This window comes from Mucilaginibacter sp. SMC90, from assembly GCF_022811725.1.
In the GTDB taxonomy this organism is placed as follows: domain Bacteria; phylum Bacteroidota; class Bacteroidia; order Sphingobacteriales; family Sphingobacteriaceae; genus Mucilaginibacter.
Genome location: NZ_CP094527.1, coordinates 5,015,689 through 5,042,425 on the forward strand (window position 1 = coordinate 5,015,689; position 26,737 = coordinate 5,042,425).

Annotated in this window: 20 protein-coding genes; 14 read left to right on the top strand and 6 right to left on the bottom strand. The window is 42.3% G+C overall.

The window, feature by feature from the left end; all coding sequences use genetic code 11:
• The first annotated feature begins 11 nt into the window (after window positions 1-11).
• From MTO98_RS20980 to MTO98_RS20990, 3 genes are all read left to right on the top strand, one after another.
• On the top strand, window positions 12-1,700 hold the full coding sequence (locus MTO98_RS20980; protein ID WP_243480943.1) for a RagB/SusD family nutrient uptake outer membrane protein: 1,689 nt from the start codon (window positions 12-14) through the stop codon (window positions 1,698-1,700).
• Between the two features lie 148 nt (window positions 1,701-1,848).
• Window positions 1,849-3,462 (top strand): VCBS repeat-containing protein, encoded by a 1,614-nt coding sequence (locus MTO98_RS20985; protein ID WP_243480944.1) that lies wholly within the window; start codon window positions 1,849-1,851, stop codon window positions 3,460-3,462.
• 83 nt (window positions 3,463-3,545) lie between these two features.
• A complete protein-coding gene (locus MTO98_RS20990) occupies window positions 3,546-4,595 on the top strand; it encodes a cyanophycinase (protein WP_243480945.1) in 1,050 nt (349 codons plus the stop codon).
• Between the two features lie 205 nt (window positions 4,596-4,800).
• Here the strand turns inward: MTO98_RS20990 and MTO98_RS20995 are convergent, their stop codons facing one another.
• From MTO98_RS20995 to MTO98_RS21010, 4 genes are all read right to left on the bottom strand, one after another.
• Complete coding sequence (locus MTO98_RS20995) at window positions 4,801-6,450, bottom strand: serine hydrolase (protein ID WP_243480946.1); 1,650 nt, start codon at window positions 6,448-6,450, stop codon at window positions 4,801-4,803.
• 237 nt (window positions 6,451-6,687) lie between these two features.
• Entirely contained in the window at window positions 6,688-7,428 is a 741-nt protein-coding gene (locus MTO98_RS21000) for an ABC transporter ATP-binding protein (RefSeq protein WP_091211328.1), read from the bottom strand.
• A 128-nt stretch (window positions 7,429-7,556) separates the two neighbouring features.
• Complete coding sequence (gene gatC / locus MTO98_RS21005) at window positions 7,557-7,847, bottom strand: Asp-tRNA(Asn)/Glu-tRNA(Gln) amidotransferase subunit GatC (RefSeq protein ID WP_243480947.1); 291 nt, start codon at window positions 7,845-7,847, stop codon at window positions 7,557-7,559.
• Between the two features lie 137 nt (window positions 7,848-7,984).
• Window positions 7,985-8,737, bottom strand: coding sequence for a 1-acyl-sn-glycerol-3-phosphate acyltransferase (locus MTO98_RS21010; RefSeq protein ID WP_243480948.1), 753 nt, complete (start codon window positions 8,735-8,737; stop codon window positions 7,985-7,987).
• A 40-nt stretch (window positions 8,738-8,777) separates the two neighbouring features.
• On the opposite strand from MTO98_RS21010, the gene trpS reads away from it, so the two are divergent.
• From trpS to MTO98_RS21060, 10 genes are all read left to right on the top strand, one after another.
• The gene (trpS, locus tag MTO98_RS21015) at window positions 8,778-9,773 is read left to right on the top strand and encodes a tryptophan--tRNA ligase (protein ID WP_243480949.1); all 996 of its coding nucleotides are present in this window, start codon (window positions 8,778-8,780) and stop codon (window positions 9,771-9,773) included.
• A 203-nt stretch (window positions 9,774-9,976) separates the two neighbouring features.
• On the top strand, window positions 9,977-10,591 hold the full coding sequence (locus MTO98_RS21020) for a deoxynucleoside kinase (RefSeq protein ID WP_090524476.1): 615 nt from the start codon (window positions 9,977-9,979) through the stop codon (window positions 10,589-10,591).
• Between the two features lie 11 nt (window positions 10,592-10,602).
• On the top strand, window positions 10,603-11,175 hold the full coding sequence (locus tag MTO98_RS21025; RefSeq protein WP_243480950.1) for a hypothetical protein: 573 nt from the start codon (window positions 10,603-10,605) through the stop codon (window positions 11,173-11,175).
• A 93-nt stretch (window positions 11,176-11,268) separates the two neighbouring features.
• Window positions 11,269-12,003: a 3-deoxy-manno-octulosonate cytidylyltransferase gene (gene kdsB / locus MTO98_RS21030; RefSeq protein WP_243480951.1), complete on the top strand. Its 735-nt coding sequence runs from the start codon at window positions 11,269-11,271 to the stop codon at window positions 12,001-12,003.
• A gap of 245 nt (window positions 12,004-12,248) precedes the next feature.
• A complete protein-coding gene (locus tag MTO98_RS21035) occupies window positions 12,249-13,385 on the top strand; it encodes an FIST signal transduction protein (RefSeq protein ID WP_243480952.1) in 1,137 nt (378 codons plus the stop codon).
• A gap of 3 nt (window positions 13,386-13,388) precedes the next feature.
• On the top strand, window positions 13,389-14,921 hold the full coding sequence (locus MTO98_RS21040; RefSeq protein ID WP_243480953.1) for an ATP-binding protein: 1,533 nt from the start codon (window positions 13,389-13,391) through the stop codon (window positions 14,919-14,921).
• 233 nt (window positions 14,922-15,154) lie between these two features.
• Window positions 15,155-16,765: a CTP synthase gene (locus MTO98_RS21045; protein ID WP_243480954.1), complete on the top strand. Its 1,611-nt coding sequence runs from the start codon at window positions 15,155-15,157 to the stop codon at window positions 16,763-16,765.
• Window positions 16,766-16,787: 22 nt separating this feature from the next.
• Entirely contained in the window at window positions 16,788-18,626 is a 1,839-nt protein-coding gene (gene yidC / locus MTO98_RS21050; RefSeq protein WP_243480955.1) for a membrane protein insertase YidC, read from the top strand.
• A gap of 210 nt (window positions 18,627-18,836) precedes the next feature.
• Window positions 18,837-20,201, top strand: coding sequence for an exonuclease domain-containing protein (locus MTO98_RS21055; protein ID WP_243480956.1), 1,365 nt, complete (start codon window positions 18,837-18,839; stop codon window positions 20,199-20,201).
• Between the two features lie 160 nt (window positions 20,202-20,361).
• Complete coding sequence (locus MTO98_RS21060) at window positions 20,362-20,898, top strand: pyridoxamine 5'-phosphate oxidase family protein (protein WP_243480957.1); 537 nt, start codon at window positions 20,362-20,364, stop codon at window positions 20,896-20,898.
• 86 nt (window positions 20,899-20,984) lie between these two features.
• On the opposite strand, the gene MTO98_RS21065 is transcribed toward MTO98_RS21060, so the two are convergent.
• Both MTO98_RS21065 and MTO98_RS21070 read right to left on the bottom strand, forming a co-directional pair.
• Window positions 20,985-22,985: a S9 family peptidase gene (locus tag MTO98_RS21065; protein ID WP_243480958.1), complete on the bottom strand. Its 2,001-nt coding sequence runs from the start codon at window positions 22,983-22,985 to the stop codon at window positions 20,985-20,987.
• Between the two features lie 33 nt (window positions 22,986-23,018).
• Window positions 23,019-24,992 carry a S9 family peptidase gene (locus MTO98_RS21070; RefSeq protein WP_243480959.1) on the bottom strand — a complete coding sequence of 658 codons (1,974 nt, stop codon included), beginning with the start codon at window positions 24,990-24,992 and terminating at the stop codon, window positions 23,019-23,021.
• A gap of 246 nt (window positions 24,993-25,238) precedes the next feature.
• Between MTO98_RS21070 and MTO98_RS21075 the strand changes: the two genes are divergently transcribed.
• Complete coding sequence (locus tag MTO98_RS21075; RefSeq protein WP_243480960.1) at window positions 25,239-26,669, top strand: B12-binding domain-containing radical SAM protein; 1,431 nt, start codon at window positions 25,239-25,241, stop codon at window positions 26,667-26,669.
• Window positions 26,670-26,737: the final 68 nt, after the last annotated feature.

Consider the following 26,737-nt stretch of genomic DNA (forward strand, 5'->3'; position numbering starts at 1 on the left):
ATAAGAAAGCGATGAAACAGATTTTAAAAAAATACAGAGAGCTTTTTTTACTTGCTTTGCTTATTGTAAGTATTAGTGGATGTAAAAAAGATGACTCTTTAAATGTAACACCTAAAGGGTTTCTGACCGATGAGGCCACTTTTAATTCACAAAGTAATGCAGATCTTTTTGTGAATGACATCTATAACCAGCTGCCTGATATTAATAACGACTACCAATTAACAGAACAGTATGCTGATAATAGCTTTTGCGGGGCAGCCTGGGAAAATGGGCAAGCTACTGTAAGGGCTGGTTCTATCGGCCCAAGTAACGTGCCAACAGGCCCGGGTGGCATGTGGGATTGGGAGGCTGATTATACCAAAATACGAAAATGTAATGTGTTTTTGCAGCAGGCTGCTGCAAATAAAGCTAAGTATACCGACGATTGGTACAAGCAACGTGTTGCAGAGGTAACCTATATGAGGGCATACTTTTATTCGTTGTTATTCACAGCTTATGGAGGCGTTCCTATTATTACAAACCCGCTTAATAACCTGGACGGAGGTGACATCTTTGTTGGCCGGGCCACTATTGACGAAACTGTAGCCTTTATCGAAGCAGATTGTGACGCAGCAGCTGCAGTTTTGCCTGCTAAAGCAACCGAAACCGGGCGTGCCACTAAAGGAGCTGCTTTAACTTTAAAAGGTTGGGTTGAGCTTTTTGCAGCCAGCCCTCTGGTAAATACCGGCAATGATGTAACCAAATGGAGTAAAGCTGCTGCTACAAATAAATCTGTGATGGATATGGGCACGTACAGTTTGTTTAATACTACGGCCACATCTTATGCAGATCAGTTTCTGTCGGCAAATAACTGGAATGTGGAAACGATATTTGCTCGCGGCTATGCTACCGGACCCGCTAAAGGCAGCCACCGGGAAGGTTATTTAGGCCCTGTTTATGTGAATGGTGTTCAGCAATCATGGGGAAACCTTGCACCTACCCAGGGCCTGGTTGATGATTATTCAATGGACAATGGCTTACCTATTACCGACGCGGCTTCAGGCTATAATCCTCAAGATCCTTATACGCATCGTGAGCAACGTTTTTACCAGTCTATTTTATACGATGGCGCACCATGGCAGGGCGATATCTTTAAATCGCGCATAGGTGGTAGTAACCAGATAGATCTTGGTTCAACAAGTGATATTACCAATACTGGTTATAATGCCCGCAAAACACTTGACGAAAGCATTACCGGGCAAACCAGTATCAACCTGGCACCAAGCTTTGCAAACTATATCATTTTCCGCTATGCGGAGGTATTGTTAAGTTACGCTGAAGCACAAAACGAAGCCGTAGGACCAGACGCTTCGGTTTACGATGCCGTGAACAAAGTGCGGGCGCGCTCGTCCCTGCCAGCTGTTAAAGCCGGATTAACTAAAGATCAAATGCGGGTTTATATCCATCGCGAACGGCGCATCGAGCTTGCGTTTGAGGATAAGCGATGGTTTGATATCCGCAGATGGCTCATCACAACGGGCACAAACGGTGTACTTACTTCGCCGGAATATGGAATGAAGATTGAAGCCGGCGGGGCAGGATTAACTTACACCCCGGTTAAAATATTTACCAATACCTTCTTCGAGCGGCAAAACTGGATGCCGATACCTCAGACAGAAATTGATAAAAACAAAAAATTAGTGCAAAACCCTGGATATTAAGAAACTAATTCCTAAACCTGAAAATAACCCTGGGCCCCGGCCCGGGGTTATATATTTAAAGAGATATCATAATCTTACAGCGCTGTTTACAGTACAATATTTTCTATTACATTGCAATCGCTCTCATCAATCGCATTTTATAATATTCATGAATAACAAACCTGATAATTACCGTAGTGCAAAAAATCGTAAAGTTGTAATTTGGGGTTTAATTATTTTGGTCATAAGCATCCTGGTAGCGTATTCATTATGGCACATATCTGAAAATAAGCAGGACAACACCGCCACTGATTTTCGTAGCGATTTCCCTATGGCCACCCCGCAAAGCGTTGCCGAGGGAAAAATTTTATCACAACAATATTGCCGCACATGCCATATGCTGCCTGATCCTGCTTTGCTTAACAGGTTCAAGTGGAAAAATGTATTTCCACAAATGGGGCTTCGCATGGGTATTAAAGCTCATAGGGGCGAATCATACGAGGGCACAATCAAGGGCGACGATTTGATTATACCGGATAAACCCGTATTAAATGAAGAGCAATGGCAGGACATTATTGACTATTACATGAACACTGCGCCCCTTGCATTGCCCGCTCAAAACAGACCATTGCCTATAAAAAGAGAACTTCCATTCTTTAATATCCAAAAGCCACTCCAATCATTTGATGGCAAACAGGTGCTGGGGTGCTATGTAAAGATTGATAACACCGTTAAACCCGCCCGGATCTTTGTTGCAAACGGACAGGCAAAAAAACTTTACCTTTTATCAGCCCAGTTAAATATCATAGATTCAGTAGCTACAACCGGCCCTGTAGTAGATATCCTTTTTGACCATGGCAACACTATGATTTGCACCATAGGCAACGAGTTGGGCGCAAACAGCGATAAACTGGGCACCATAACGCCTTTAACAATTACCCCCACCGGTAAAATGCAATTAGCTTCAAAACCTGTTTTTGATAAATTGGGCAGGCCTGTTCAAATATTAGCGGTTGATTTGAACAATGATAACAAAACCGATTATGTTATTTGTGAATTCGGAAGTATAACAGGCGAACTCTGCTGGATGGAAAATTTGGGTAACGGTGCTTTTTCAAAACATGTGATAAGTAATTTACCCGGGGCCATAAAAGCGTATATCGATTATCAGGACAATAAGCTGCCCGGCTTATATGTACTTTTTGCCCAGGGGGAAGAAGGTATTTTCCATTTTACAAATAAAGGTAACGGCAAATTTGAATCGAGGGAAATTTTAAGGTTCCCCCCTATTTACGGATCATCTTATTTTGAAATGGTTGATATGAACCATGACGGCTATAAAGACATAGTTTACACATGCGGCGATAACGGGAATGCCACGCTGGTATTAAAGCCCTATCATGGCGTATACATTTTTTTAAACGATGGGAAAGGCAATTATAAACAACAATATTTTTACCCTATAAACGGGTGCTATAAAGCTATAGCCAAAGATTTTAATGGCGATGGCAACATCGATATCGCGACTATCAGCCTCTTTACCGATGCAAGACAACCGGAAGAAGGCTTTGTATACCTTAAAAACACGGGTAACTTAACCTTCAAACCATATGCTTTCCCTCCCGATACAAAGTTTGAACGCGCAGTAACCCTTGATGCAGGCGATATAAACGGAGATAATAAACCCGATCTTCTGATAGGAAATGCTTTCTTTGATTTTGGGCCTTTCAAGTATAATATTACCGAGCCGCTTTTTTATGTTTTAAAAAACACTTCGAAATGAAAAGCCATTAAATATTATCAGCTTAAATCCTGATTTCGATGGCAGACGAATAATTCATATTTTGTTTAAAATTGAATAGCCTCATGAAATCAACAGCAATACTATTATGGCTTATCGCTTTAGGTTTTACATCATCGGCACAAAACAAAACTGATACTGTCAAGATCGATAAACATATCCCGCATCGTCCGGCATCCATCGGGATCATTGGCGATACCGCTGATGTAAACACCCCGGTTAAAGGCGGTATTGCTATGATAGGAGGCGGTAAAGATGTTGATAATGCTTTTAAATGGATGATCACCCGCAGCGGCGGCGGTGACGTGGTGGTGATCCGCGCCTCGGGTACCGATGCTTACAATTCTTATATCTTTGGATTGGGGAAGGTTAACTCAGTTGAAACGCTCAAAATCGATTCGCGCGAACTGGCAAATAATGATACGGTAGCCAACATTATCCGTAATGCCGAAATGTTGTTCATTGCCGGAGGTGATCAGTCTAACTATATGAAATACTGGCGCGGCACCAAAACGCTTGATGCAATTAATTATCTGCTCAATGTTAAACACGCACCGGTTGGCGGTACCAGCGCGGGCTGCGCTATTTTGGGCGGATTTTATTACAGTGGAGAAGATCGCAGTATTACTGCCGATGAAGCACTCAATGATCCTTACACCCCACTCGTAAAAGTTTACAATAACGACTTTTTACAGGCCCCTTATCTTAAAAACGTAATTATTGATCAGCATTACCTTACCCGTAACAGACAAGGCCGGCATGTTACCTTTTTAAGCCGTATCATTAAAAACTGGAACATTTATGCAAACGGCATAGCCGCCGACGAACGCACTGCTGTTTGTATGGATGAAAATGGGCAGGCAATCATAATCGGCACCAGCAAAGCCTATTTCCTGATTACTGATGCAAAAAAATCGCCCGAAACCTGCGAACCCGGCAAACCTTTAACCTGGAACAGGAAAAACCAGGCTATCCGGGTTTATGAGATCCAGGCTACTCCCGAAGGCAGCGGCAGTTTTGATATCGCTCATTTTAAAAAGGGAAAAGCTACAGGAGGCAAATGGTATTGGTGGTGGGTTGATAATGGCAAGTTAAATCAGCAGGAAATAAAATAAATGAAGCCGTTAAATTCCCCTCTCGAGAGGGGGCGCGAAGGAACAAGCGATGGCAGGGGTGTGTTTGTACGATTGGTTTATCAAAGCATAAACACGCCCCTCCCCCCTCTCAAGAGGGGGAATCACACAACCCCATGCTTTTTACTCCTATGTGCATTCAGTAATATATATAAGGGCAAACGCATGTGATGCGTCTCTACAAAAACTACTTCAGCACAGCCGGTAAAATATAATCCTGCATCATTTTATCAACTTGCGGGTGCGCGTAGGGTGTATTGTAAGCCTCGGCAGTTACAATAACTACCAACGGTTGATCGGTAAAAACAAAGATCTTGTTGCCGCCATTTCCCGAGCAATAGTACGTTTCGTAAACTTTATTGTTTACTGTATAGGTTTTATTCCAGAACAGGTAACCGTAAAACCCCTCGCCCACTACATCCTTGGGCAAAGTGAGGTGTTTGGTAAATGATTCCTTCACCCAGCTTTGCGGCAATACCTGCTTACCATTCCATATGCCGCCATTTTTATATAACTGACCGAATTTGGCGTAATCAAGTGAGCGCATTTGCAGGCCTCCTGCTGTGTTAGGTACATTTTGCGGAGTGTATTGCCAGCGATAGTTACTGATGCCTAACGGTTTAAACAGCTTTTCGGCCGAATATTTATCAAGTCCGCCGGGTACTGATTTATTCAGGATATCTCCTAATACCACAACGCCGGCCGTAAAATAGTTCCATTGTTTGCCTGCGCTTTTATTGCTGTCAGTTTTAAGATCAAGCGTAAATTTAACCCAATCATCGGTAGGGTACATATTTTCCTCGTTACCGGGTGAGTCGCTTTTGTTGTCATCAGCATCAAAAACCGAGCTCATAGTGATCAGGCTTTTCAGGGTTACATTATCTTTTTGAGGCGAGTAGTTACTGAACTTTTTAAGGTCATAAAACTCCTTTAGTGTTTGATCCAAGCTTTTAATGTATCCGTCATGAATAGCAATACCCATCATAGCCGAAGCAAATGTTTTGCCCACTGAGCGCGGATTATGCAGCGAATCACGGGCACTTCCGTTAAAATATTCTTCAATAAGCAGCTTGCCATTTTTGATCACCACCACACCCGTGATCTGCTTGAACCTGTTGCCGGCGATAAGCGCGTTCATGTCCATGATCCTCTTTGCATCGAAGCCTTCTTTTGATACCTGCCAGCCGCTGCCCGGCATTATCGGTTGCAGTTGGGCATCCTTCGGGTCAACTGCCGGTACATTAAAACTTATACTGCCTTGTGCTATTAACTCACCAACTTTTAAATCGGGTACAGCAACATAAGGTCTTACTTCAATCTTCAACTGATGTGTACCGGTTGTCAGCGCATCCTCCCCACCGTGGTTCATAAACCTTCCCCACAAAAAACGCCCCCATGAATCCTCGCCGCGGTTACTGATCAACGGGACAAAAATGGTTGTTTTTGTATTTTTTACGATGGGGAGATTAGCACCCTTTTGCAGGTTTTCCTGGTAAACCTGTTTGTCATCTACGTAAAAAGTAAATTGAAAATTACCCTGGTTTAGCTGCTCAATACTTGCCGATGGTTGTAAGCTATGCAGGTAATTGGTTAACGAATTTGCAAGCAGAAGTCGCATATACAAATTATTGGCAGGTCTGGCCTCATAACCGGTTAGCAAATCGGTGGCTTTCAGGCTTCCAAGCGGGATAGTATCTGCTTCAAAAATCACCTTGCCAATATTGTTTTTTTGAAAAGCCGAAGTAATAGGTTCATGTTCAATAATATTACCCGTTTGTGCATATGTTTTACAGGCTGTTGCAATTATGATAGAGAGTACGAGTAAATAACGTTTCATTTTTACTTGTTTAGATTTCACAAATCTGTATCAATCAACACATTTAAAATAGAACAGGATTAACACGTCCTCCATAAAAGCTTACAGTATGCCGATGGATTGCTGTCTCCAAATTGCTTAAACACCGCAAAAAATACCTTTGATCAGCAAAAGCGATATCGGTTAAAGAAAAATCATGATCTGCTAATAAGGCAAACAAATACTAATAAGGGCCAATTTAGGGCTTGGGGGCGAGACTTAAACCTCTTCTACTCTACGATCAACGGTTTGAACGTTGGTATTAACATAGTCGTTCTCTATCAAACCATCGCGCATACGCACTATCCGATGGGCGTGCAGGGCGATATCTTCTTCGTGGGTTACCAGGATAATAGTGTTGCCTTTAGCGTGGATATCTTCGATAAGGCCCATGATCTCGATAGAGGTTTTGGTATCAAGGTTACCTGTTGGCTCATCGGCCAGAATAATAGATGGATCATTAATAAGCGCTCTCGCAACGGCAACACGTTGTCGCTGTCCACCAGAAAGCTCATTGGGTTTGTGATCCATACGGTGACCGAGGCCTACGTTTTTCAGCGCATTACCGGCACGCTCCATGCGTTTTTCTTTATTGATGCCGGCATATATCAGCGGCAATGCCACATTATCTAATGCGGTATTACGGGGCAAAAGGTTAAAAGTCTGGAATACGAACCCGATCTCCGAGTTTCGTACTTCGGCAAGCTGGCTATCGGTCATGTGGCTTACATCTATCCCGTTAAGGATATACTGACCTTTGGTTGGCGTATCCAAACATCCCAAAATATTCATGAGCGTTGATTTGCCTGAACCTGAAGGGCCCATCAAAGCAACAAATTCCCCTTTGTTAATAGATAACGAAACTGATTTAAGCGCGTGGATCACCTCGGCACCTATTACATATTTACGCCCGATATCTTTTATTGTTATTAACGGTTTGGCAGTATTTGTTGGCTCCATGAATTATTTTTTGTTTTGACTGCACATGGGTACCTAATGTTACAGTGTTAAAGTCGAAAGTCTTAAGTTTTTAGTCGAATTCGTTTTTATGCTTTTCAACTTAACACTTCCGACTACAGACTTTGAACTTACTTCTCAATAACCTTTGCTACCAAAAAGTAATCATCATCATGCTTAGGGGCATTTTTCAAGGCTTCATCGTGGGTAATTTGCTGTTTAACCACATCCTCACGCAGCACATTTGCGCCGGTGGTCATATAAACCAGCGGTTCAACACCTGTTGTATCAACCTCGTTCAGCTTGGCCATAAAATCCAGGATCTTGCTCATATCCTTCATGGTGTCCTGTACTTCGGTCTCGGTAAGTTCAAGGCGGGCCAGGTGGGCTACTTTTTCAACGGTTTCTTTGTCAATGGTCATGCCTGTTGTAATTTTTCTTTATAAAATGGTAAGCCATATTGAGTTAAGCACCAGCGCCAACAAAAGTTAACCGGGCCGTTTCAATGGGTTTATGTACAAATATATTACAAATTCCCGGTCTGCTGCCATATAATTGACTATGCGAAAGTAGACACAGGATCTTCGGAGTTCAAATCCCGGTTTATGATCCCAAATACTTCGTCACGCAAAGCATCGGCATCTTCAATTACCCGGTGAGCGGTTTCAACAGGTTTGTGCACTTTAAATTTACAAACTCCCGGTCTGCTTCCATGCCTGGTACCTGTATCCCAAAGAATCTGCCAGGTATTTGCTGATGATACCGGAATAATAGGTATTTTCAATTCAATGGCCAGCCTGAAAGGGCCATTTTTAAACTGGCAAAGCTGAGGCGGATAATTATCTGAGATACCTCCTTCTGGAAAAATAATGAGAGAAATATCTTCCTGTAGTTTTTCAGATGCTTTTTTAAATGCCCGGAATGATGACATTTTACTATCCCGGTTAACCGGAATATCTATCGTGCGGAAAAAAAGACCGGTAACCAGGCCTTCTTCAAGCTCCTGTTTACCCATAAAGCAGCAATTGCCTTTAACCAGGATACACATTGCCGAAATATCAAGGTTTGAGGTGTGGTTTGGGCAAATGATGTAAGGTTTACTCCAATCAATCGGCTGTTCATAGTCAAACTGATAAAAAATACCCACAAACGCAGAACTAACTAATCCCCAGATCTTTCTAAATAAATTGAGCGTGTGATAGCGCTCGGGTTTACGTGAAAAATAATAGAAAAAAGGCCACAATATAAAGAAGCCCACGGCTACACTCACAACGTAAAAATATACGTGTACTTTTCTCAATATCATTTTCATCGTCACCAAAAATAGAAAAATTCCTTACTTTCGCCACACTATGGAGACTGTTGTTAGTGGTATCCGGTCAACCGGAAACTTACACTTAGGAAATTATTACGGAGCGTTGCAAAACTTTATAAAAATGCAGGATGAATATAACTGCTTTTTCTTTATTGCCGACCTCCATTCGTTAACCACACACCCTACACCTGCCGATTTGCACGGCAACGTAAAACAGGTGCTGATAGAGTATTTAGCCGCAGGTATTGACCCTGAAAAAGCTACGATATATGTGCAGTCGGACGTTCCGGAGGTTACCGAATTGTACCTTTACCTGAACATGAACGCGTATATGGGCGAGCTGGAACGTGCTACATCCTTTAAAGACAAGGTACGCGCCAACCCCGAAAACGTTAACGCCGGCTTGCTAACCTACCCGGTATTAATGGCTGCTGACATTATTATACATAAAGCCGTTAAAGTACCTGTTGGTAAAGACCAGGAGCAGCACCTGGAAATGGCACGCACTTTCGGTAACCGTTTCAACAGGCTATATAATCATGATTATTTCCCCGAACCTTATGCCTTTAGTTTTGGCGACAGTTTGGTGAAAATTCCCGGTTTAGATGGTAAGGGAAAAATGGGCAAATCGGAAGGCGAAGGCAATGCCATATTTTTGAGCGATACCCCCGAGGCTATCCGTAAAAAAGTAACGCGTGCAGTAACAGACAGCGGGCCGACAGTTGAAAACCAGCAAAAACCACAGGAGATCCAAAACCTGTTTGATTTGATGAAAGTGGTATCAACTCCTGATACACTTGCCCACTTTGACGAATTATATAACAAAATGGCTATTCGCTATGGTGATTTGAAGAAACAGCTTGCCGAAGATATGGTACTGGCCACTGCCCCTATCCGTGACAGGATCAACGCTATTGCCAATGATGCCGATTATCTGCGCAAAGTAGCTGAAATGGGTGCAGATAAAGCCCGTGAAAGCGCTTCAAGAACGATAAGAGAAGTTAGAGAGATCATTGGCTTCAGGAAATTTTGATCGGGATTTTCAGAATTTAAGAATTGTCAGAATTTAACCGGAGACTTTTTTAATTCTGTAAATTCTGTAAATTTTAAACAGCGGGTAGTTGGTAGTTCATAGTTCATGGTGTATATTAGTCGGAGTTCATTTCAAAACAGCGAGTGTTCTTCGTCAAAAACATCAGCTATGAACCATGAACTATAACCCATGAACTAAAGAATATGCACTTAGCTATCGTAGGAAATATAGGCGCCGGAAAAACTACCCTCACCGAGATGCTGACCAAAAATTACGGGTGGGACCCATTGTATGAAGCTGTAGATAACAATCCTTATTTAGAGGATTTTTACAGCGACATGAAACGCTGGAGTTTTAACCTGCAAATTTACTTCCTGAACAGTCGTTACCGTCAGATCATTGACATCCAGAAGAGTGGGCACAACATTATCCAGGACCGTACCATTTATGAGGATGCTTATATTTTTGCAGAAAACCTGCATGATATGGGTTTGATGACTACCCGCGATTACGAAAACTACGAATCAATTTTTCAGAATATAACCGAGTTTATTAAACCGCCTGATCTGCTGGTTTATCTTAAAGCTTCGGTACCTACGCTGGTAAGCAATATCCAGCGCCGCGGCCGTGAGTATGAAATTGGCATCCGTTTAGATTACCTGTCAAAACTGAATGAAAAGTATGATAAATGGATCAACAACTATAAATTGGGTAAACTCCTGATCCTTGATAAAGACAATCTTGATTTTGCTAACAATACAGAGGACATGGCTACCATTGTGAACCTGATTGAGAGGGAGATTAACGGGTTGTTTTAAAGGAATAAGGCATGAAGAAATTATTTCTCTTTGCTTTATTGCCTATAATTTTACTCGCCTGTAAGCATCGGGCCAAAAGTTCATCTACCGATAACACGTGGCATGAGGTCGATTTAAAAAGCTTTGAACTATCTCTGCCTCCCAATTGGCATTACCAACAGGATCAGGGGATAGATTCATTTGTGGGTTATATTATCGGGCCGAACGACTCATTGTCCTTCGACTTTAGTTCGATGGGATACGCTAACCATTTAATACAATCGGAACAGGAGTATTTAAAAAGTAATTACTGGCAACGAGAATGTTATTTCTGCAAAAATGGAGTTACCTATAGCCGTACTCCTGATATGGATGCCAAAATAAAAATACATACTCCTACGGTTAAACAAAAAAGCAGGTATCCGGATGCCGATTATGTAGCGGATATGACTTATAAAGACAGCACAGTATATATCCCGATAGAAATCCCAACGGAGATAAAGGCCCATAATATCGACCAGAAATCTGAAGGCGCTTATATTATTAAAACAATCTGGCCTAAAAACCACTTCAAAGGGAATGACCGGTGTCTATTATCAAAATAAATCGTCAAATTTAAATTTTAAATTATCTGGCAATAATTTGTCGAAACCCGACCAGGACTTAGCTTTGCAGATGTTTAAAACCATCGTAATCAAATGAAAATCTTAGGCATTATACCAGCCCGCTACGCATCCTCACGTTTTCCCGGTAAACCATTGGTTGATATCGGCGGTAAAACCATGATCCGGCGTGTGTACGAGCAGGCTAAAAAATGCCGAAGCCTGAACGAGGTTATTGTAGCTACCGATGACGACCGGATCTTTAACCATGTAACTGGCTTTGGCGGCGTGGCAGTAATGACTGGTTCCAATCATCAAAGCGGTACCGACCGTTGTGCCGAGGTAGCCCGCCTGCACCCCGGGTATGATGTCATCATCAATATCCAGGGCGATGAGCCCTTTATTGATCCGGAACAGATCACCAAATTAACAGCCTGCTTTAACGATCCTGATACACAGCTGGCTACCCTTATAAAAAGGATTCTGACCGATCAGGAGCTGCATAATACCAACTCACCCAAGGTAGTGATCAATAAACTATCTGAAGCTATTTATTTTTCACGCGCTACCTTACCCCACATCCGCGGGCAAGAGCCCGAAAATTGGCTCGAATTTCATATTTTCTATAAACACATAGGTATTTACGGCTACCGTGCCGATGTATTACAGCAAATAACATTACTGCCGGTATCACCACTTGAAAAAGCCGAAAGCCTGGAGCAACTCCGCTGGATAGACAATGGTTACCGTATTAAAGTTGCCGAAACCGAGCTGGAAACCCACGCTGTTGATGTACCGGAAGATCTGGAAAAATTAAAATTTGATATATAAGTATTTACCCCCCCTATACTATTCCATACAAATCAGGGAGTTATAACCTTAACATTTCTTATCCGTATAACAGTAGAATGTACCTGATTAAAGGTGTTTTTAACTATTAAACGCGGCTCTACTATTAAAAAGTAAATTATTTACATTAACAACAAACCGTTTAATACATTCGTATTATACCAACTATTACTTTTTAACTACCGGCTTCAAGTATAGCATAGCGGTGTTATTAACCTAAAATTGTTATGAGGATAAGGCAGCATCATTTTGTAAACCAAAATTGGGTAAATTATTTTGCCGACCCGGAATTTAGCGCCGAAAAATGTCAGTTGGTATTAGCCTTTGGTGCGCCAAAACTTATAACCGATCCCGGGATCTACGCTTATCTTAAAGCGGACTATCCTAATGCTAATATTGTATTTTCCTCAACAGCCGGCGAGATCATAGGCAGCGATGTATACGATGATAGCATTGTGGTAACTGCAATTGAATTAGAAAAATCATCAATAGCCTGTACAGCAACACATGTAAATGAACAGGCCAACAGCGCTGAAACCGGAGCTTTTTTAATGGCCCGCTTAGATAAGAAGGGGCTAAACTGTGTATTTATCATATCCGATGGTACTTTCATAAACGGAAGCGAACTGGTTGATGGCTTCAACCAGGATAATCCCGGCAAAGTTCCTGTAACGGGTGGTTTGGCTGGCGACGCAGCACGGTTTAACAGTACGTTTACCAGTCTTGATGCCGTGCCCGCACAAGGCAATGTGATAGCCATAGGATTTTATGGCGATAACCTGCATATTAACCATGGCTCCAGCGGAGGCTGGGAGGAGTTTGGCCCTCAGCGCACAATCACCCGCTCGGATAAAAATGTACTTTTTGAGATAGACGATAAAAGTGCCCTCGATCTTTACAAAGAATATTTGGGCGAGTATGCTAAAGAACTCCCCGGCTCGGCGCTGTTGTTCCCTTTATCGTTAAGCATTGAAGGTTCCGACAAAAAGCTGGTACGAACAATATTAAGCGTTAATGAGGATGAAAAATCAATGACCTTTGCCGGCAACTTGCCCGAAGGCAGCAAAGTACGCTTGATGAAAGCCAATTTTGAAAAACTGATAAGTGCTTCATCCTCTGCAGCTACCGATGCCATGACCAGCCCCGAACATGCCGACCTGGCCATATTAATTAGCTGCGTTGGCCGAAAACTGGTACTTAATGAGCGTACCGACGAAGAATTAATGGCAGCTAAGTATGTTTTCGGCAACAAAACTTCTATGGCCGGTTTTTATTCTTATGGAGAATTATCGCCGCTTAATAAAGGATCAAACTGTGAGCTGCATAACCAAACCATGACTATCACCACCTTTACCGAACGCTAATTTATGGAGTATCATCATTTATTAGATAAGCAGATAAAGAAAATACTTCCGGAGCAATACTTGGAAGATGAAGCCATTTTGCGTTTTTTAGGTGCAGTAAATAACAGTTTCAAAAATTTTGAAAAGTCGATAAAACTGGCAGATCATGCTTTTAATGTAAGCGAGCGTGAGTATGTTACCGTTACTGATGATTTAAGACTGCAAAACGAGATCAAACAGCGTTCTATCTCGCAATTAAAAGAAGCTATAAGGGCGCTTAACCCCGATGCGGAATTAAATATTTCCGACTCTGACGATGACCTGATCCATATCATCAGCTTTTTACACGAACGGATTGCCAAAGCTAAAGAACTGGAAATTGCACTGATCCACTCAAAAGATATAGCTGAAAAGGCGGCGATGGCTAAGGCGCAATTTCTGAGTATCATGAGCCACGAAATCCGCACGCCCATGAATGCGGTTATTGGCTTCACGCACCTGCTTATCCACCAGGACCCTAAGCCCGAACAAATGGAGTTTCTGAATTTCCTGAAGTTTTCGGCCGAAAATCTGTTGGTACTTATCAATGACATTTTAGATTTCAGCAAAATAGAGGCTGGAGGAGTTGAATTTGAGCATGTTGACTTTAGCCTCACCGATCTGATCAAAAACATACGCCTTGCGCTGCTGCAAAAAGCAAATGAAAAAAACATCCAGATAAAACTGATGATGGACCAGGACTTACCCAACGCCATCATCGGCGACCCTGTGCGTTTAGGTCAGATCCTTACCAACCTGATGAGCAACGCCGTTAAATTTACCCATAAAGGTAAGGTAACGGTGACGGCCTCGTTAATCAGTAATACAGCTGATTCATCAACAATAGATTTTGAAATAGCCGATACCGGTATAGGCATAACGCCCGATAAGATCGATCATATTTTTGAAAGTTTTAGTCAGGCCAGTTCTGATACAACCCGTAAATACGGCGGTACGGGCCTCGGCCTTACTATTACCAAGCGCCTGCTGCAATTGCTTGGCAGCGACATAACTGTTGAAAGCGAATACGGGAAGGGATCGGTATTTAACTTTAGCCTTACCTTCAAAAACAGCAAGAAACAATTGAGCAGTACGGCCGATGGCGATGAATTTTATCGTTTAAAAAGCCTTAAAGGCACAAGGCTGTTGATTGCCGAAGATAACCAGATCAATGTGATACTGGCCAAACAATTCATGAAGCAATGGGAGGTTGAATGCGATGTGGCCGAAAATGGTGAAATTGCTTTAATGCTGGTACAAACCCACGATTATGATATGATTTTGATGGACCTGCAGATGCCCGAAATGGATGGCTATCAGGCTACCCGGGCTATCCGCAGTTTACCAGGCAACAAGTACAAGAACCTGCCTATCATAGCACTCACCGCATCTGCCATGCTCGATATCCAGGATATGGCATTTACCGTTGGCATGAACGATTATGTGAGTAAGCCATTTAACCCTAATGAGCTGCACCGCAAAATTGATCTGTACAGCAGGCAGAAAGAAAGTGTTTAAAACCCCCATCCCAAAGTTGTTATTTCAGCCACTCAGATAAATATCCTGTACAAGCTACAAGTTGATTAAAGTTTTACAAAAGTCTCTATAAAAACAACTTACCAACAAAACCCTTTTAACAGTTTCCTTTTTTAAAAACAGATGTGCTGAAGCCTGAAAATTTTCGTACTTTTGTATCCCGTACAGAAACAATTGGTCGCGGTATAAAAGCCCGGTCATTTTCAAAAAAAATCATGACTAAATATATTTTTGTTACGGGCGGTGTTACCTCATCGTTAGGAAAAGGTATAATCTCTGCTTCTTTAGCCAAACTCCTTCAATCGCGCGGTTACCGCGTAACCATCCAAAAGTTCGATCCCTATATCAACATCGATCCGGGAACGCTTAACCCTTATGAACACGGCGAATGCTACGTTACCGAAGATGGTGCAGAAACAGATCTTGACCTTGGCCACTACGAGCGTTTTCTGAACACCCCTACTTCAAAAGCTAACAACATCACCACCGGCCGCATCTACCAAAATGTAATAAACAAAGAACGCGAAGGTGCTTTTTTAGGAAAAACTGTACAGGTAGTGCCTCACATTACCGATGAAATAAAAAGAAACTTCCGCATATTGGGCGAAAACGGCGAATTTGACATCGTGATCACTGAGCTTGGCGGTACAGTTGGCGATATAGAATCGTTACCATATATTGAGGCCGTAAGGCAGTTCCGCTGGGAAATCGGCTCCAACAATTCCCTGGTTATCCACCTTACTTTAGTGCCATTCCTTGCAGCAGCAGGCGAGTTGAAAACCAAACCCACACAGCACTCGGTAAAAATGCTGCTTGAATACGGCATACAGCCGGATGTTTTGGTTTGCCGTACCGAGCATCACCTTACCAACGATATCCGTAAAAAAATAGCACAGTTCTGTAATGTAAATATCAATGCAGTTATTGAATCAATTGACGCACCAAGTATTTATGACGTGCCGTTGCTGATGCTTAAAGAACAGCTTGACAAAACGGTGTTGACCAAATTAAAACTTCCGCATAAAAACGAGCCGAGTCTTGAAAACTGGAAAGATTTTCTTGGCCGCCTCAAAAACCCAACTGCCGATGTACGCATTGCATTGGTTGGTAAATATGTTGAGCTACCGGATGCCTACAAATCAATCACCGAAGCTTTTATACATGCCGGTGCTAAACAGGAATGTAAAGTACGCGTTGAATACATCCCGTCAGAACAATTAACACCTGAAAACGCTGTTGAAAAGTTAAAGGGAGTACACGGTGTACTGGTTGCCCCTGGCTTTGGCGAACGTGGCTTTGAAGGTAAAATTCAGGCTATCCGTCATGTACGCGAAAATAATATTCCTTTCTTTGGCATCTGTTTAGGTATGCAATGTGCTGTGGTTGAATTTGGCCGCCACGTTTTAGGCCTTGAAGATGCCAACAGTACCGAAATGAATCCTGAAACACCTCACCCGGTAATCGGCATGATGGAAGATCAGAAAAATATCACCTTAAAAGGTGGCACTATGCGTTTGGGAGCTTATCCCTGCGATATCAAAAAAGGCACCAAAGCAGCTGCCATCTACGGCAAAAACCATATTTCGGAAAGGCACCGCCATCGTTATGAGTTTAATAATGACTACCTTAAACAATATGAAGCAGCCGGCCTTACCCCATCTGGCATAAATCCTGACAATGGCCTGGTGGAGATTGTTGAGTTAAAAAACCACCCGTTTTTTGTTGGTTCGCAATTTCATCCTGAATTAAAATCAACAGTTGCTAATCCGCACCCACTTTTTATTAACTTTGTCGCCGCTTCGCTGGCTTATGCCCGCAAAAAATAAGTAATTGTACGATAATTAGATAATGGATAAAAATACGTTTACAGGATTATTCCTGATCATGGCGATCATTGCCGGCTCGATATACTTTTTAAAGCCATCAGAAGCCGACCTTAAAAAAGAGCGCGAAGTGCAGCACCAGGATTCGCTGAAGAAAGCTGGTGTAGCAGCAGCTGCGGCAGTTAAAACCACCGCAAAGTTTGATACCGCCAAAACAGCCAAAGTTGATTCGGCTTTATTAAAAATGCCTTTTGGTGCCGCATCGGTTGGTAAAGAAGAGTTTGTTACTATCGAGAATAAAGAGTTGCTTATTAAATTAAGCACCCAGGGTGGTAAAGTGGCATCTGTTGAATTAAAGAACTACAAAACTTTTGATAAAAAGCCTTTGATACTTTTCAGCGGCGACAATAACCAGTTCGGTTTAAAATTTGCTGCCGGTGTTGCCAATATCAACACCAACAATTATTATTTTACGCCAAGCGCCAAAGCACTTAACATAGCCGAGAAAGATTCGGGCTCGGTTACCCTGCGTTTAAGCTACAGCCCTACTCAGTACATTGATTATGTGTACAGCTTAAAAGGAGACGGCTTTAAACTTGGCCTTACCATTAAGCCTACTGGCCTTGATGGTGTTATTGCCAATAGCAGTTCATTTAACCTTAACTGGGCTACCACCCTGCACAAACAGGAGAAGGACATTAAAATGGAGCGCCAGTACTCTACAGTATACTATTACAATACCGATGGCGATGTTGACTACCTGAGCGAAGCCAAAGATGACCAGAAAAGCATCAGCGATAAAAAGATGGCCTGGGTTGCGTTCAAACAGCATTTCTTTTCAAACGTACTGATTGCCAAAGGCGGCATTGCTAAAACTGATATAGCCGTTGCTACAGATGTTAATGATACTACCAATGTAAAACAAATGAAAGCCGATCTGTCGCTTACCCGCAGCACGGATGGTTCTTTGCCTTTAGAGTTTTACTTTGGCCCTAACCGTTTTAACACCCTTAAAGATCAGGGACATGATCTTGATAAATTGGTTAACCTTGGCTGGGGACCGTTAAAATACATCAACCGTTTTGCGGTATTGCCGGTATTTAACTTCCTTAACAAGTTTAACTGGAATTACGGCTTGATCATCCTGGTGTTAACTGTATTGCTTAAACTGGTATTATCACCACTTACTTACAAATCATACCTTTCAATGGCTAAGATGCGTGTGCTGAAGCCCGAAATGGATGAGATCAAAGCTAAAGTTGGTGAGGATAACCCTACTTTATTACAACAGGAATACCTTAAACTGTATAAAAAGGCGGGGGTTAACCCATTGGGCGGTTGTTTACCATTAGTGATCCAAATGCCGATAGTAATTGCATTCTTTCGTTTTTTCCCAAGCTTATTTGAGTTAAGGGGCGAAAGTTTCCTGTGGATGCATGACCTTTCAACTTATGATTCGGTTATCAAATTTGCACCTATCGCGTTTCTTGGAGGTATTAACCACATCAGCTTAATGTGTTTACTGATGACCATTTCAACGTTGATCTATACTTATTTCAACAACCAGATCTCGGGTGCTACAGGTCAAATGAAATACATTGGTTACATCACTCCGCTGGTGTTCCTTTTCACATTGAACAGCTACCCCGCAGGTTTGAACTATTATTACTTTTTGGCCAACATGTTCACCTTCTTACAGCAATACCTGATCAAATTCATGGTTGATGATAAGAAGATCCATGCCCAGATCCAGGAAAACAAAAAGAAACCTGAAGATACCAAAAAGAAGAAATCAGGCTTTGGTGCCCGCATGGAAGAAATGATGCGTCAGCAACAGCAGATCCAGGCTAAAAAGAAACCGTAAGGTTTTAGCCGGAAGTTTGATGTCCGGAAGATACTGAAGCCCCTGGGAATTATATTCCCGGGGGCTTTTGCATTAACGCTTAGCTTCAATTCGCCAATCAATACCAATTCCTCCCAAACTAAAAACTTTCGGACCGCCGACTTTCGGACTTTCCGACTTTTTCAAATCAAACTAATATAATTAGCAAAATTATATTACATTTGAAATATCATGTATGCAATTGTCGATATAGAAACTACCGGAGGACATGCCAGCGCAAATGGCATTACCGAAATTGCTATATGCATACATGACGGTAAAAAAGTTGTGAAGCGATTTGAAACACTCGTTAATCCACAGCGTGACATTCCCATTTATATCAGTGCCTTAACTGGTATTACCAACGAGATGGTAAGGGACGCCCCTCCTTTTGAGGATGTGGCTGCAGATATTTATCACCTCATTCACGGAAAGATCTTTGTTGCTCATAATGTAAATTTTGATTTTTCTTTTGTAAGATATCACCTTGCAGCCGCCGGGTACGATCTGCAAACTAACAAGCTATGCACGGTGAGGCTTGGCCGAAAAATACTACCCGGACTGCCTTCATACAGCCTGGGCCGGCTGTGCAAACACCTTGGCATTGATAACCAAAGCCGTCACCGGGCTATGGGCGATGCTGAAGCTACTGCCGAGTTGTTTACGTTATTACTAAACAGCGACACGGATAACCACATTAAGCAGTCGCTTAAGCAAGGTTCAAAAGACCAAGTGCTCCCTCCCAATCTATCTAAAAAGGATATAGACAAGTTGCCTTATACTCCGGGTGTATATTACTTTCATGACCAAAAGGGGAAAGTGATATATGTAGGCAAGGCTAAAAACCTCAAAAAAAGGGTAAGCAGCCATTTTACAGGCAATAACCCCGGTTTTCAGCGGCAGGAGTTTCTGCGCAATATCCACCAGATAAGCCATCAGGTTTGCGGCACCGAACTCATTGCTTTTGTGCTGGAAGCCATTGAAATCAAACGCCTTTGGCCTAAGTACAATCGGTCGTTAAAACGCTTTGAAAATGCTTTCTGTCTTTACGCTTTTGAAGACCAGCGCGGCTACATCAGGCTGGCGGTTGATAAATACCGAAAATACAGCGACCCAATATATACCTGCAATTCTTTGCTTGATGGCTACAATCTGCTTAACAAACTCATAGAAACGTTTGATCTGTGCCCTAAGCTTTGCTTTATTCAAAAAAACAATGAGCTATGCACCAGTGCAGCCGGAAGCGCATGCGCCTGTGAAGGCGTTGAACCTACAGAAAGTTATAATAAAAAGGTAAATAATGCTATTGACCAGCTTAAGCAGGCTTTACCAACTTATGCCATAAGGGATGAAGGTCGTACTGGTGATGAGCACAGCTGTATTTTGGTTGAGAAAGGTCAGTTTTATGGTATGGGCTATATCTCCCATTATTTTGATGCCGATAATGTTCAGCAACTTAAAACCTATCTCACACCCTACCCTGGGAATGATTACATCAAAAATATTGTAGCTACCTACGCTTCCAAATATCCGGACAGGATGGTGGTGTTTGGGTAGTTATTAGTATCAACTTACGAAGTTTTAAAAACTTCGTAAGTTTGGTTCAATCCACAAACACCACTTCTAAATAAATAATTATCTATTAAGTTAAATAACTTCACACAATTAAGATTTTGATTGGTTACTCTTATATCATTTACCAATCAAAAACTTAACAATGGATAGTATCAATCAACAACAGCCTGAGGATAATATGAAGGACCTTAACGGCCCGGAAGCACTGGCTAAGATCAAAGAACTTGCAGAAAGTGCGAAAAGCTGTTTTTTTCTAAGCAACCTCAAAACAGGTGTACCGGCCTCTGTACGACCAATGTCTGCACAGAAAATTGATGATGAGGGCAACTTCTGGTTCCTGAGTGCTAATGACAGTCATAAAAACAACGAGTTAACCAAAGACCCATTTGTTCATCTTCTTTTCCAGGGATCAGGATATTCCGATTTCCTGAACCTTTACGGAATTGCAACTATTACCGAAGACAAAGAAAAGATCAAGGAATTATGGGAGCCAATATTAAAAGTTTGGTTTACCGAAGGCATTGATGACCCGCGCATAAGCGTTATCAAGGTTGAACCTACCGAAGGCTATTATTGGGATAACAAACATGGTAATGCCATAGCTTTTGTTAAGCGACTTGCAGGGGCTGCAATCGGCAAAACCATTGATGATTCTGTTGAAGGAAAGCTAACTGTTTAAGATAAGAATTTTCAGAACCATTAAATTGGAGAATGAAAAAATCGGCTTAGTTGTAATCACCTAAGCCGATTTTACATTTTACTTCGTTAAAAAGTTGCCCCTTTGGGCGGCTGGGTGCCTAAATATTTATCAAACCATTCAATATATCGCTGCAGCCTGTCAACCTGGTAACTGGGTACCGTAATACCATGATACTGGCCGGGATAAAGTACCATTTGCGTTGGTACGCCTTGGGATCTCAGCGCTTCGTACATCTGTTCGCTACCGCCTGTTGGCACATTAAAATCCTTTAAACCCGACATAAATTGAGTTGGTGTTTTTATCTTATCAGCATGAAAAAACGGGTACGACAATTTGATATACTTATCGGCATTTTTCCACGGCGCCCCCAATTCATTATCGTATTGCATTACCCATTGATCTGACCCGTAGATAGATAATTGCAAGGCACTACCCGCTCCGCTGGATGCTGCTTTAAAGCGGGGATCGGTTGCTATGGTATAATCGGTAAGAATGCCCCCATAGCTCCAGCCACCAATGCCTAAGCGGTCCTTATCGGCAACTCCAAGCTTAACCAATTCATCCACAGCGCCAAGTAAATCTTTTACTTCCTTATTACCCCAGTCTGCATAAATAGCTTTGGTGTAGTCAATCCCCCTACCGGTACTTCCACGATAATTTACCGCTGCTACAGCGTAACCCGCACAAGCCAGCGTTTGTCTGATATCATCAAACTCAAACTCATCCTGATCGGTAGGGCCGCCATGAATGTAAAGGATGAACGGCATTTTTTTAGTAACAACGCTATCCGGTGTATATAAAATACCAGAAACCAGCGTACCATCGCTACTAAACGACTGGAAACCTTTCACATAGGCCAACTTAACCTCGCTAAGCCATTTTTCCTGATGGAAAGTCAACCGCCTAATCCTGGCATTTTCAATAGCAACCAATTCATTAGGCATATAGGGTGTTGTCATCCTCCCTACCCATACTCCTAATGAATGACCTGCAATGTCAGAAAAACTACATTCATTACCTTTATATACCAATATAGATTTGCGGGTAAGCAAATTGTACCTGTTTATATAGCGGATCCTGTCACTGCTTACCACGTATTCAACATCTTTACTGTCCTTGCTCCAGGCTATGTTACTTACAGGCCTGTCCAGTTGGTCGGTTAACGGGTGATTGTTTTTGCCGTCGGCATCCATCAGGTACAAAACATCGTGCTGATAAATAAAATAGTCAGCATCGCTTGTAGAGCGTAGGTATGCGATATGTTTACCATCAGGGCTCCATATTGGGTTAATATCATGACCGGTAAAAGTAGTAAGCTGCTTAGGTTCTGCATCCGGCTTAGCCTCTATCGTAAAAATATCCGTATTTTCATTCCGGTCAGGATCAACTGTATGATTACTTACATAAACAATGGTTTTTCCGTCGGGGCTCCATTGCGGCGAGCTGTCATCCATCTCACCGCTGGTTAAGGTATCTATCTTTTTAGTATTAACATCATATACATATAAATGCGAATGCAGGTGTTGCAGGTATCCTTCAATGTCCTGCTTAAAACGATAACGATCTATTCTGATTGGCGGGGTAGTTTTAGGTGCCTCTTTTCCTTTATTTTCAGGATCTTTGATAATTAATGCCAGCTTCTTACTATCCGGCGACCAAACGTACTCTTCAATCTCACCTTTAATATCCGTTAGCTTGTGCCCTTCGCCTCCGCGCCTGTCCATTAACCAAACCTGACCACCATTTTTTGAGTCTTTTTCAGACAGGTAAGAAATAAATTTTCCGTCAGGCGTCCATTTCGGGGTAGATGCGGGCTCATCACCATAGGTAAGCTGTATGGATTGCTTACCGTCAAAACTCTGCATCCATAAATGCGATACACGTTTATCCTTGGCCGTATCCACTTCAGATAATTCATAAACTATCCATTTACCATCCGGTGATAACTGTGGAGCCATCAGCGTTGGCTGTTTATACAGATCGGCAGGCTTAAGCGGTTTTTTTATAGTTTGAGCTAATGCTGGTTTGAAAACCAGTGCGGCCAAAATCAACAGAACATATTTCATAGATACAATGCAAAATCCTTTTGGGGTATAAATTTATTTCTTCAAATACTTATCGTACCAATCCACATAGCGCTGCAACCTGTCAACCTGGTAACTTGGCTTGGTAAGACCATGAAACTGATTAGGGTATAATATCAATTCGGTTGGAATGCCTTGCGTACGTAATGCTTCATACATCTGCTCGCTGCCGATAGTTGGTACGTTAAAATCCCTTAAACCAGACATAAACAGCACCGGAGTCTTTATCTTATCAGCATGAAAAAAAGGATACGAAATCTGGATCCACTTATCGGCATTTTTCCATGGTACTCCTATTTCATTTTCATATTGTAATACATACTGATCGCTGCCGTAAACCGAAAGCTGTAATGCACTCCCCGCGCCGCTGGCTGCTGCTTTAAAACGGGTATCAGATGCTATAGTGTAATCTGTAAGAATACCGCCGTAACTCCAGCCGCCGATGCCCAGCTTATCGGGATTAGCGATGCCTAATTTTTCAAGTTGATCAACAGCACCAAGCAGGTCTTTTACCTCTTTGTTTCCCCAATCGGCATAAATTGCTTTACAATAATCAAGGCCGCGGCCGTTGCTTCCACGGTAGTTTACTGCGGCTACCGCATAACCGGCTGCAGCCAGTGTTTGACGGGTTGCGTCAAAACCAAACTCGTCTTGCCCCACCGGGCCGCCGTGAATAAACAAGATCAATGGATATTTTTTATTAGGAACGCTATCGGGCGTTAAAACTATGCCCGACACCTTTGTACCATCGGCACTTGTTGATTCAAAACCCTGGGCGTAGGCCAATTGTACCGTGTTTAGCCAGGCGTCATGATGAAAGGTTAAACGGCGCAGCTTTTTATCCTCTAAGGCAAATAATTCGGCAGGCGTGTACGGATCAGTCTTTTGTACAACCCAGTTACCCGAAATATTGGTTGCTATATCGTTAAAAACATAGTCGCCCTTATTTATCGTAGTTACTTTTCCGCTATTGATATTGATATTGGCCAGGTAACGAGTACGGTCGTCAGTTACTATAAACACGATATTTTTACTGTCTTTAGTCCAGGTTTGCGCACCCGCCGGGCGATCAAGCTGCAACGTAAGCGGTTTATTATTCTGCCCGACGACGTCCATAACGCAAACCACGTTTTGATCATACATAATATAATCGGCATCGCCTGTTGAACGCAGGTATGAGATATACCTGCCGTCGGGGCTCCACTGCGGGTTAGCATCTTTTCCCTTCCAGGTAGTGAGCTGCAGCATGCTGGCCCCGGCCCGAGCATCAATGGTAAAAATGTCAGTATTTTGATTCCTGTCCGGGTCAGCACTTCGGTTACTTACAAATGCAATAGTTTTACTATCAGGCGACCATACCGGCGAACTTTCATCTTTATCACCCCGGGTAAGCGTGTCAAGCTTTTTTGAAGTTACATCAATTAAATACAGATGGCTATGCAAATGCTGAAGATAACCTACAATATCCTGTTTAAAATGATAACGATCAATAACGATGGGTTTGGGAGTTTTAGGTTCGTCCTTGCCTTTGTTTTCGGGGTCGCCTATCACCATTACCAAACGCTTGCTATCTGGGCTCCATGCATAATCGCTTAAGTCGCCTTTAATGTTAGTTAGCTTTACACCTTCGCCTCCACGACGATCTATCAGCCAAACTTGTGAACCTGTTTTTGAATCACGTGAGGAAAGAAATGACAGATATTTCCCATCCGGGCTCCAACGAGGTGAGGAAGCCGGTTCATCACCGTGCGTTAATTGCATAGACTCTTTACCATCAAAACTCTGCATCCACAAATGAGATACACGGCGGTCTTTAGCGGTATCAACATCTGATACGCTGTAAGCAACCCACTTACCATCGGGCGATAATTGCGGATCGCTCACGGCTGGCATCCGGTACACATCTGCAGGTTTTAGCGACTTTTTTTGTTGGGCAGATACATTAAAAACAACTGAAAGCGTGGTTATTAGAAGTAATGCTCGCTTCATAAATGATGTATTTGATAGAGCTTGTAATTTAGTAAAAGAACCTTGATTTTTAGGGTAAAAGGATTGCCATGGTTTTGTTATAAAATTTTGGCAGGTTTTAGCCTTCTGCAGCAACCCCATAGTTGTAATGTTAATATTACTCTCTAAATAATTCAGCACCTCCTATCCAACTACTAAAATATCCATTTTAAAATATAAAATTTATTTATAACTTTGAAATACAAAGTACTTTTAAAATAAAAAATCATGAAAGTAAAAATGATCTTGCCTGCCTTGACCGAAGCCGAAAGTCCATTTTGGCGCCCGATAAAATACTCACTCTTTCCGCCTCTCGGCCTGGCTACACTTGCTGCTTATCTCTCATCCGACGACGAAATTGACCTGCAGGATCAGCATGTAGAAACACTCAAACTCGATGACCATCCTCATCTCGTCATCATACAAGTTTATATAACCAATGCCTATCGCGCTTATAAGATAGCTGACCACTACCGGGCAAAAGGTTCATATGTGATTTTGGGAGGGCTACATGTAACATCTCTGCCGTTGGAAGCAGCGCCCCACGCCGATAGTATCTTTATCGGCCCGGGTGAAGATACTTTTCCTAAATTTTTGGCAGATTTTAAAAATGGACATCCACAAAAAATATACCGGTCAACAACCCGCACACTTGAACGGGTACCTCCAATTCGCCGTGATCTTATCAAGAGGCATCTGTATCTTGTCCCTAACTCAATAGTAGTAACACGTGGTTGTCCTCACCATTGCAGTTTTTGCTACAAGGACGCCTTTTTTGAAGGAGGCCGCACTTTTTATACGCAGGAAGTAGATGACGCCCTTTCAGAAATTGATCGTTTACCAGGTAAACACCTTTACTTTCTGGACGACCATTTACTTGGTAACACCAAATTTGCTTCAGCACTTTTTAGTGGCATGAAGGGCATGAACCGCGTTTTTCAAGGTGCTGCCACCGTCGACTCGATACTGCGTGGTAACTTGATTGAGCAGGCAGCCGAGGCCGGGCTGCGCAGTTTGTTTGTTGGCTTTGAAACCATTTCCCCGCAAAATCTTAGGCAAAGCAACAAAAAACAAAATCTTGAAAAAGATTATATTAAAGCTGTTGACCGCCTGCATAGCCTCGGGATTATGATTAATGGCAGCTTCGTTTTCGGTTTGGATGATGACGATAAGGACGTGTTTAAGCGCACAGTGGACTGGGGTGTAAAGCACGCCATTACCACTTCAACCTATCATGTGCTTACGCCTTATCCAGGAACTGAACTATTTAAAAACATGGAGCGACAGGGCCGGCTGTTAACTAAAAATTGGGATTTGTATGATACCCGGAAAGTTGTATATCAAACAATAGGTTTAACCTCGCAGGAACTGGAGGACGGTTATTGGTGGGCTTACAAGGAGTTTTATAAATGGAATAATATTTTCAAGGCCAGCATGCACCACGAATCAACCCGACATAAATTGAAACACTTTTTTTATGCCGGCGGATGGAAAAAATTTGAACCGGTATGGAATTTTCTGATAAAAACTAAAAGTCTTAACAATACACTTCCAGCGCTGGAAACCGTGTTAGCTAAAATAAACTTTGGCAAAAACAAGCGAACTCCGGGTGAAACAGTACCTACAGAATTACCGGCATTATCGATAAATCAACAGTAAAAACGTTCTTTTTCATGAACAAGATTTAACAAGCAAACCTTAACTCCATTTTCACTAACCGGATAAAT

Coding starts and splice junctions, on each gene's coding strand:
- MTO98_RS20980 (WP_243480943.1), top strand. CDS start 12: ATGAAACAGATTTTAAAAAAATACAGAGAGCTTTTTTTACTTGCTTTG.
- MTO98_RS20985 (WP_243480944.1), top strand. CDS start 1,849: ATGAATAACAAACCTGATAATTACCGTAGTGCAAAAAATCGTAAAGTT.
- MTO98_RS20990 (WP_243480945.1), top strand. CDS start 3,546: ATGAAATCAACAGCAATACTATTATGGCTTATCGCTTTAGGTTTTACA.
- MTO98_RS20995 (WP_243480946.1), bottom strand. CDS start 6,450: ATGAAACGTTATTTACTCGTACTCTCTATCATAATTGCAACAGCCTGT.
- MTO98_RS21000 (WP_091211328.1), bottom strand. CDS start 7,428: ATGGAGCCAACAAATACTGCCAAACCGTTAATAACAATAAAAGATATC.
- gatC (WP_243480947.1), bottom strand. CDS start 7,847: ATGACCATTGACAAAGAAACCGTTGAAAAAGTAGCCCACCTGGCCCGC.
- MTO98_RS21010 (WP_243480948.1), bottom strand. CDS start 8,737: ATGAAAATGATATTGAGAAAAGTACACGTATATTTTTACGTTGTGAGT.
- trpS (WP_243480949.1), top strand. CDS start 8,778: ATGGAGACTGTTGTTAGTGGTATCCGGTCAACCGGAAACTTACACTTA.
- MTO98_RS21020 (WP_090524476.1), top strand. CDS start 9,977: ATGCACTTAGCTATCGTAGGAAATATAGGCGCCGGAAAAACTACCCTC.
- MTO98_RS21025 (WP_243480950.1), top strand. CDS start 10,603: ATGAAGAAATTATTTCTCTTTGCTTTATTGCCTATAATTTTACTCGCC.
- kdsB (WP_243480951.1), top strand. CDS start 11,269: ATGAAAATCTTAGGCATTATACCAGCCCGCTACGCATCCTCACGTTTT.
- MTO98_RS21035 (WP_243480952.1), top strand. CDS start 12,249: ATGAGGATAAGGCAGCATCATTTTGTAAACCAAAATTGGGTAAATTAT.
- MTO98_RS21040 (WP_243480953.1), top strand. CDS start 13,389: ATGGAGTATCATCATTTATTAGATAAGCAGATAAAGAAAATACTTCCG.
- MTO98_RS21045 (WP_243480954.1), top strand. CDS start 15,155: ATGACTAAATATATTTTTGTTACGGGCGGTGTTACCTCATCGTTAGGA.
- yidC (WP_243480955.1), top strand. CDS start 16,788: ATGGATAAAAATACGTTTACAGGATTATTCCTGATCATGGCGATCATT.
- MTO98_RS21055 (WP_243480956.1), top strand. CDS start 18,837: ATGTATGCAATTGTCGATATAGAAACTACCGGAGGACATGCCAGCGCA.
- MTO98_RS21060 (WP_243480957.1), top strand. CDS start 20,362: ATGGATAGTATCAATCAACAACAGCCTGAGGATAATATGAAGGACCTT.
- MTO98_RS21065 (WP_243480958.1), bottom strand. CDS start 22,985: ATGAAATATGTTCTGTTGATTTTGGCCGCACTGGTTTTCAAACCAGCA.
- MTO98_RS21070 (WP_243480959.1), bottom strand. CDS start 24,992: ATGAAGCGAGCATTACTTCTAATAACCACGCTTTCAGTTGTTTTTAAT.
- MTO98_RS21075 (WP_243480960.1), top strand. CDS start 25,239: ATGAAAGTAAAAATGATCTTGCCTGCCTTGACCGAAGCCGAAAGTCCA.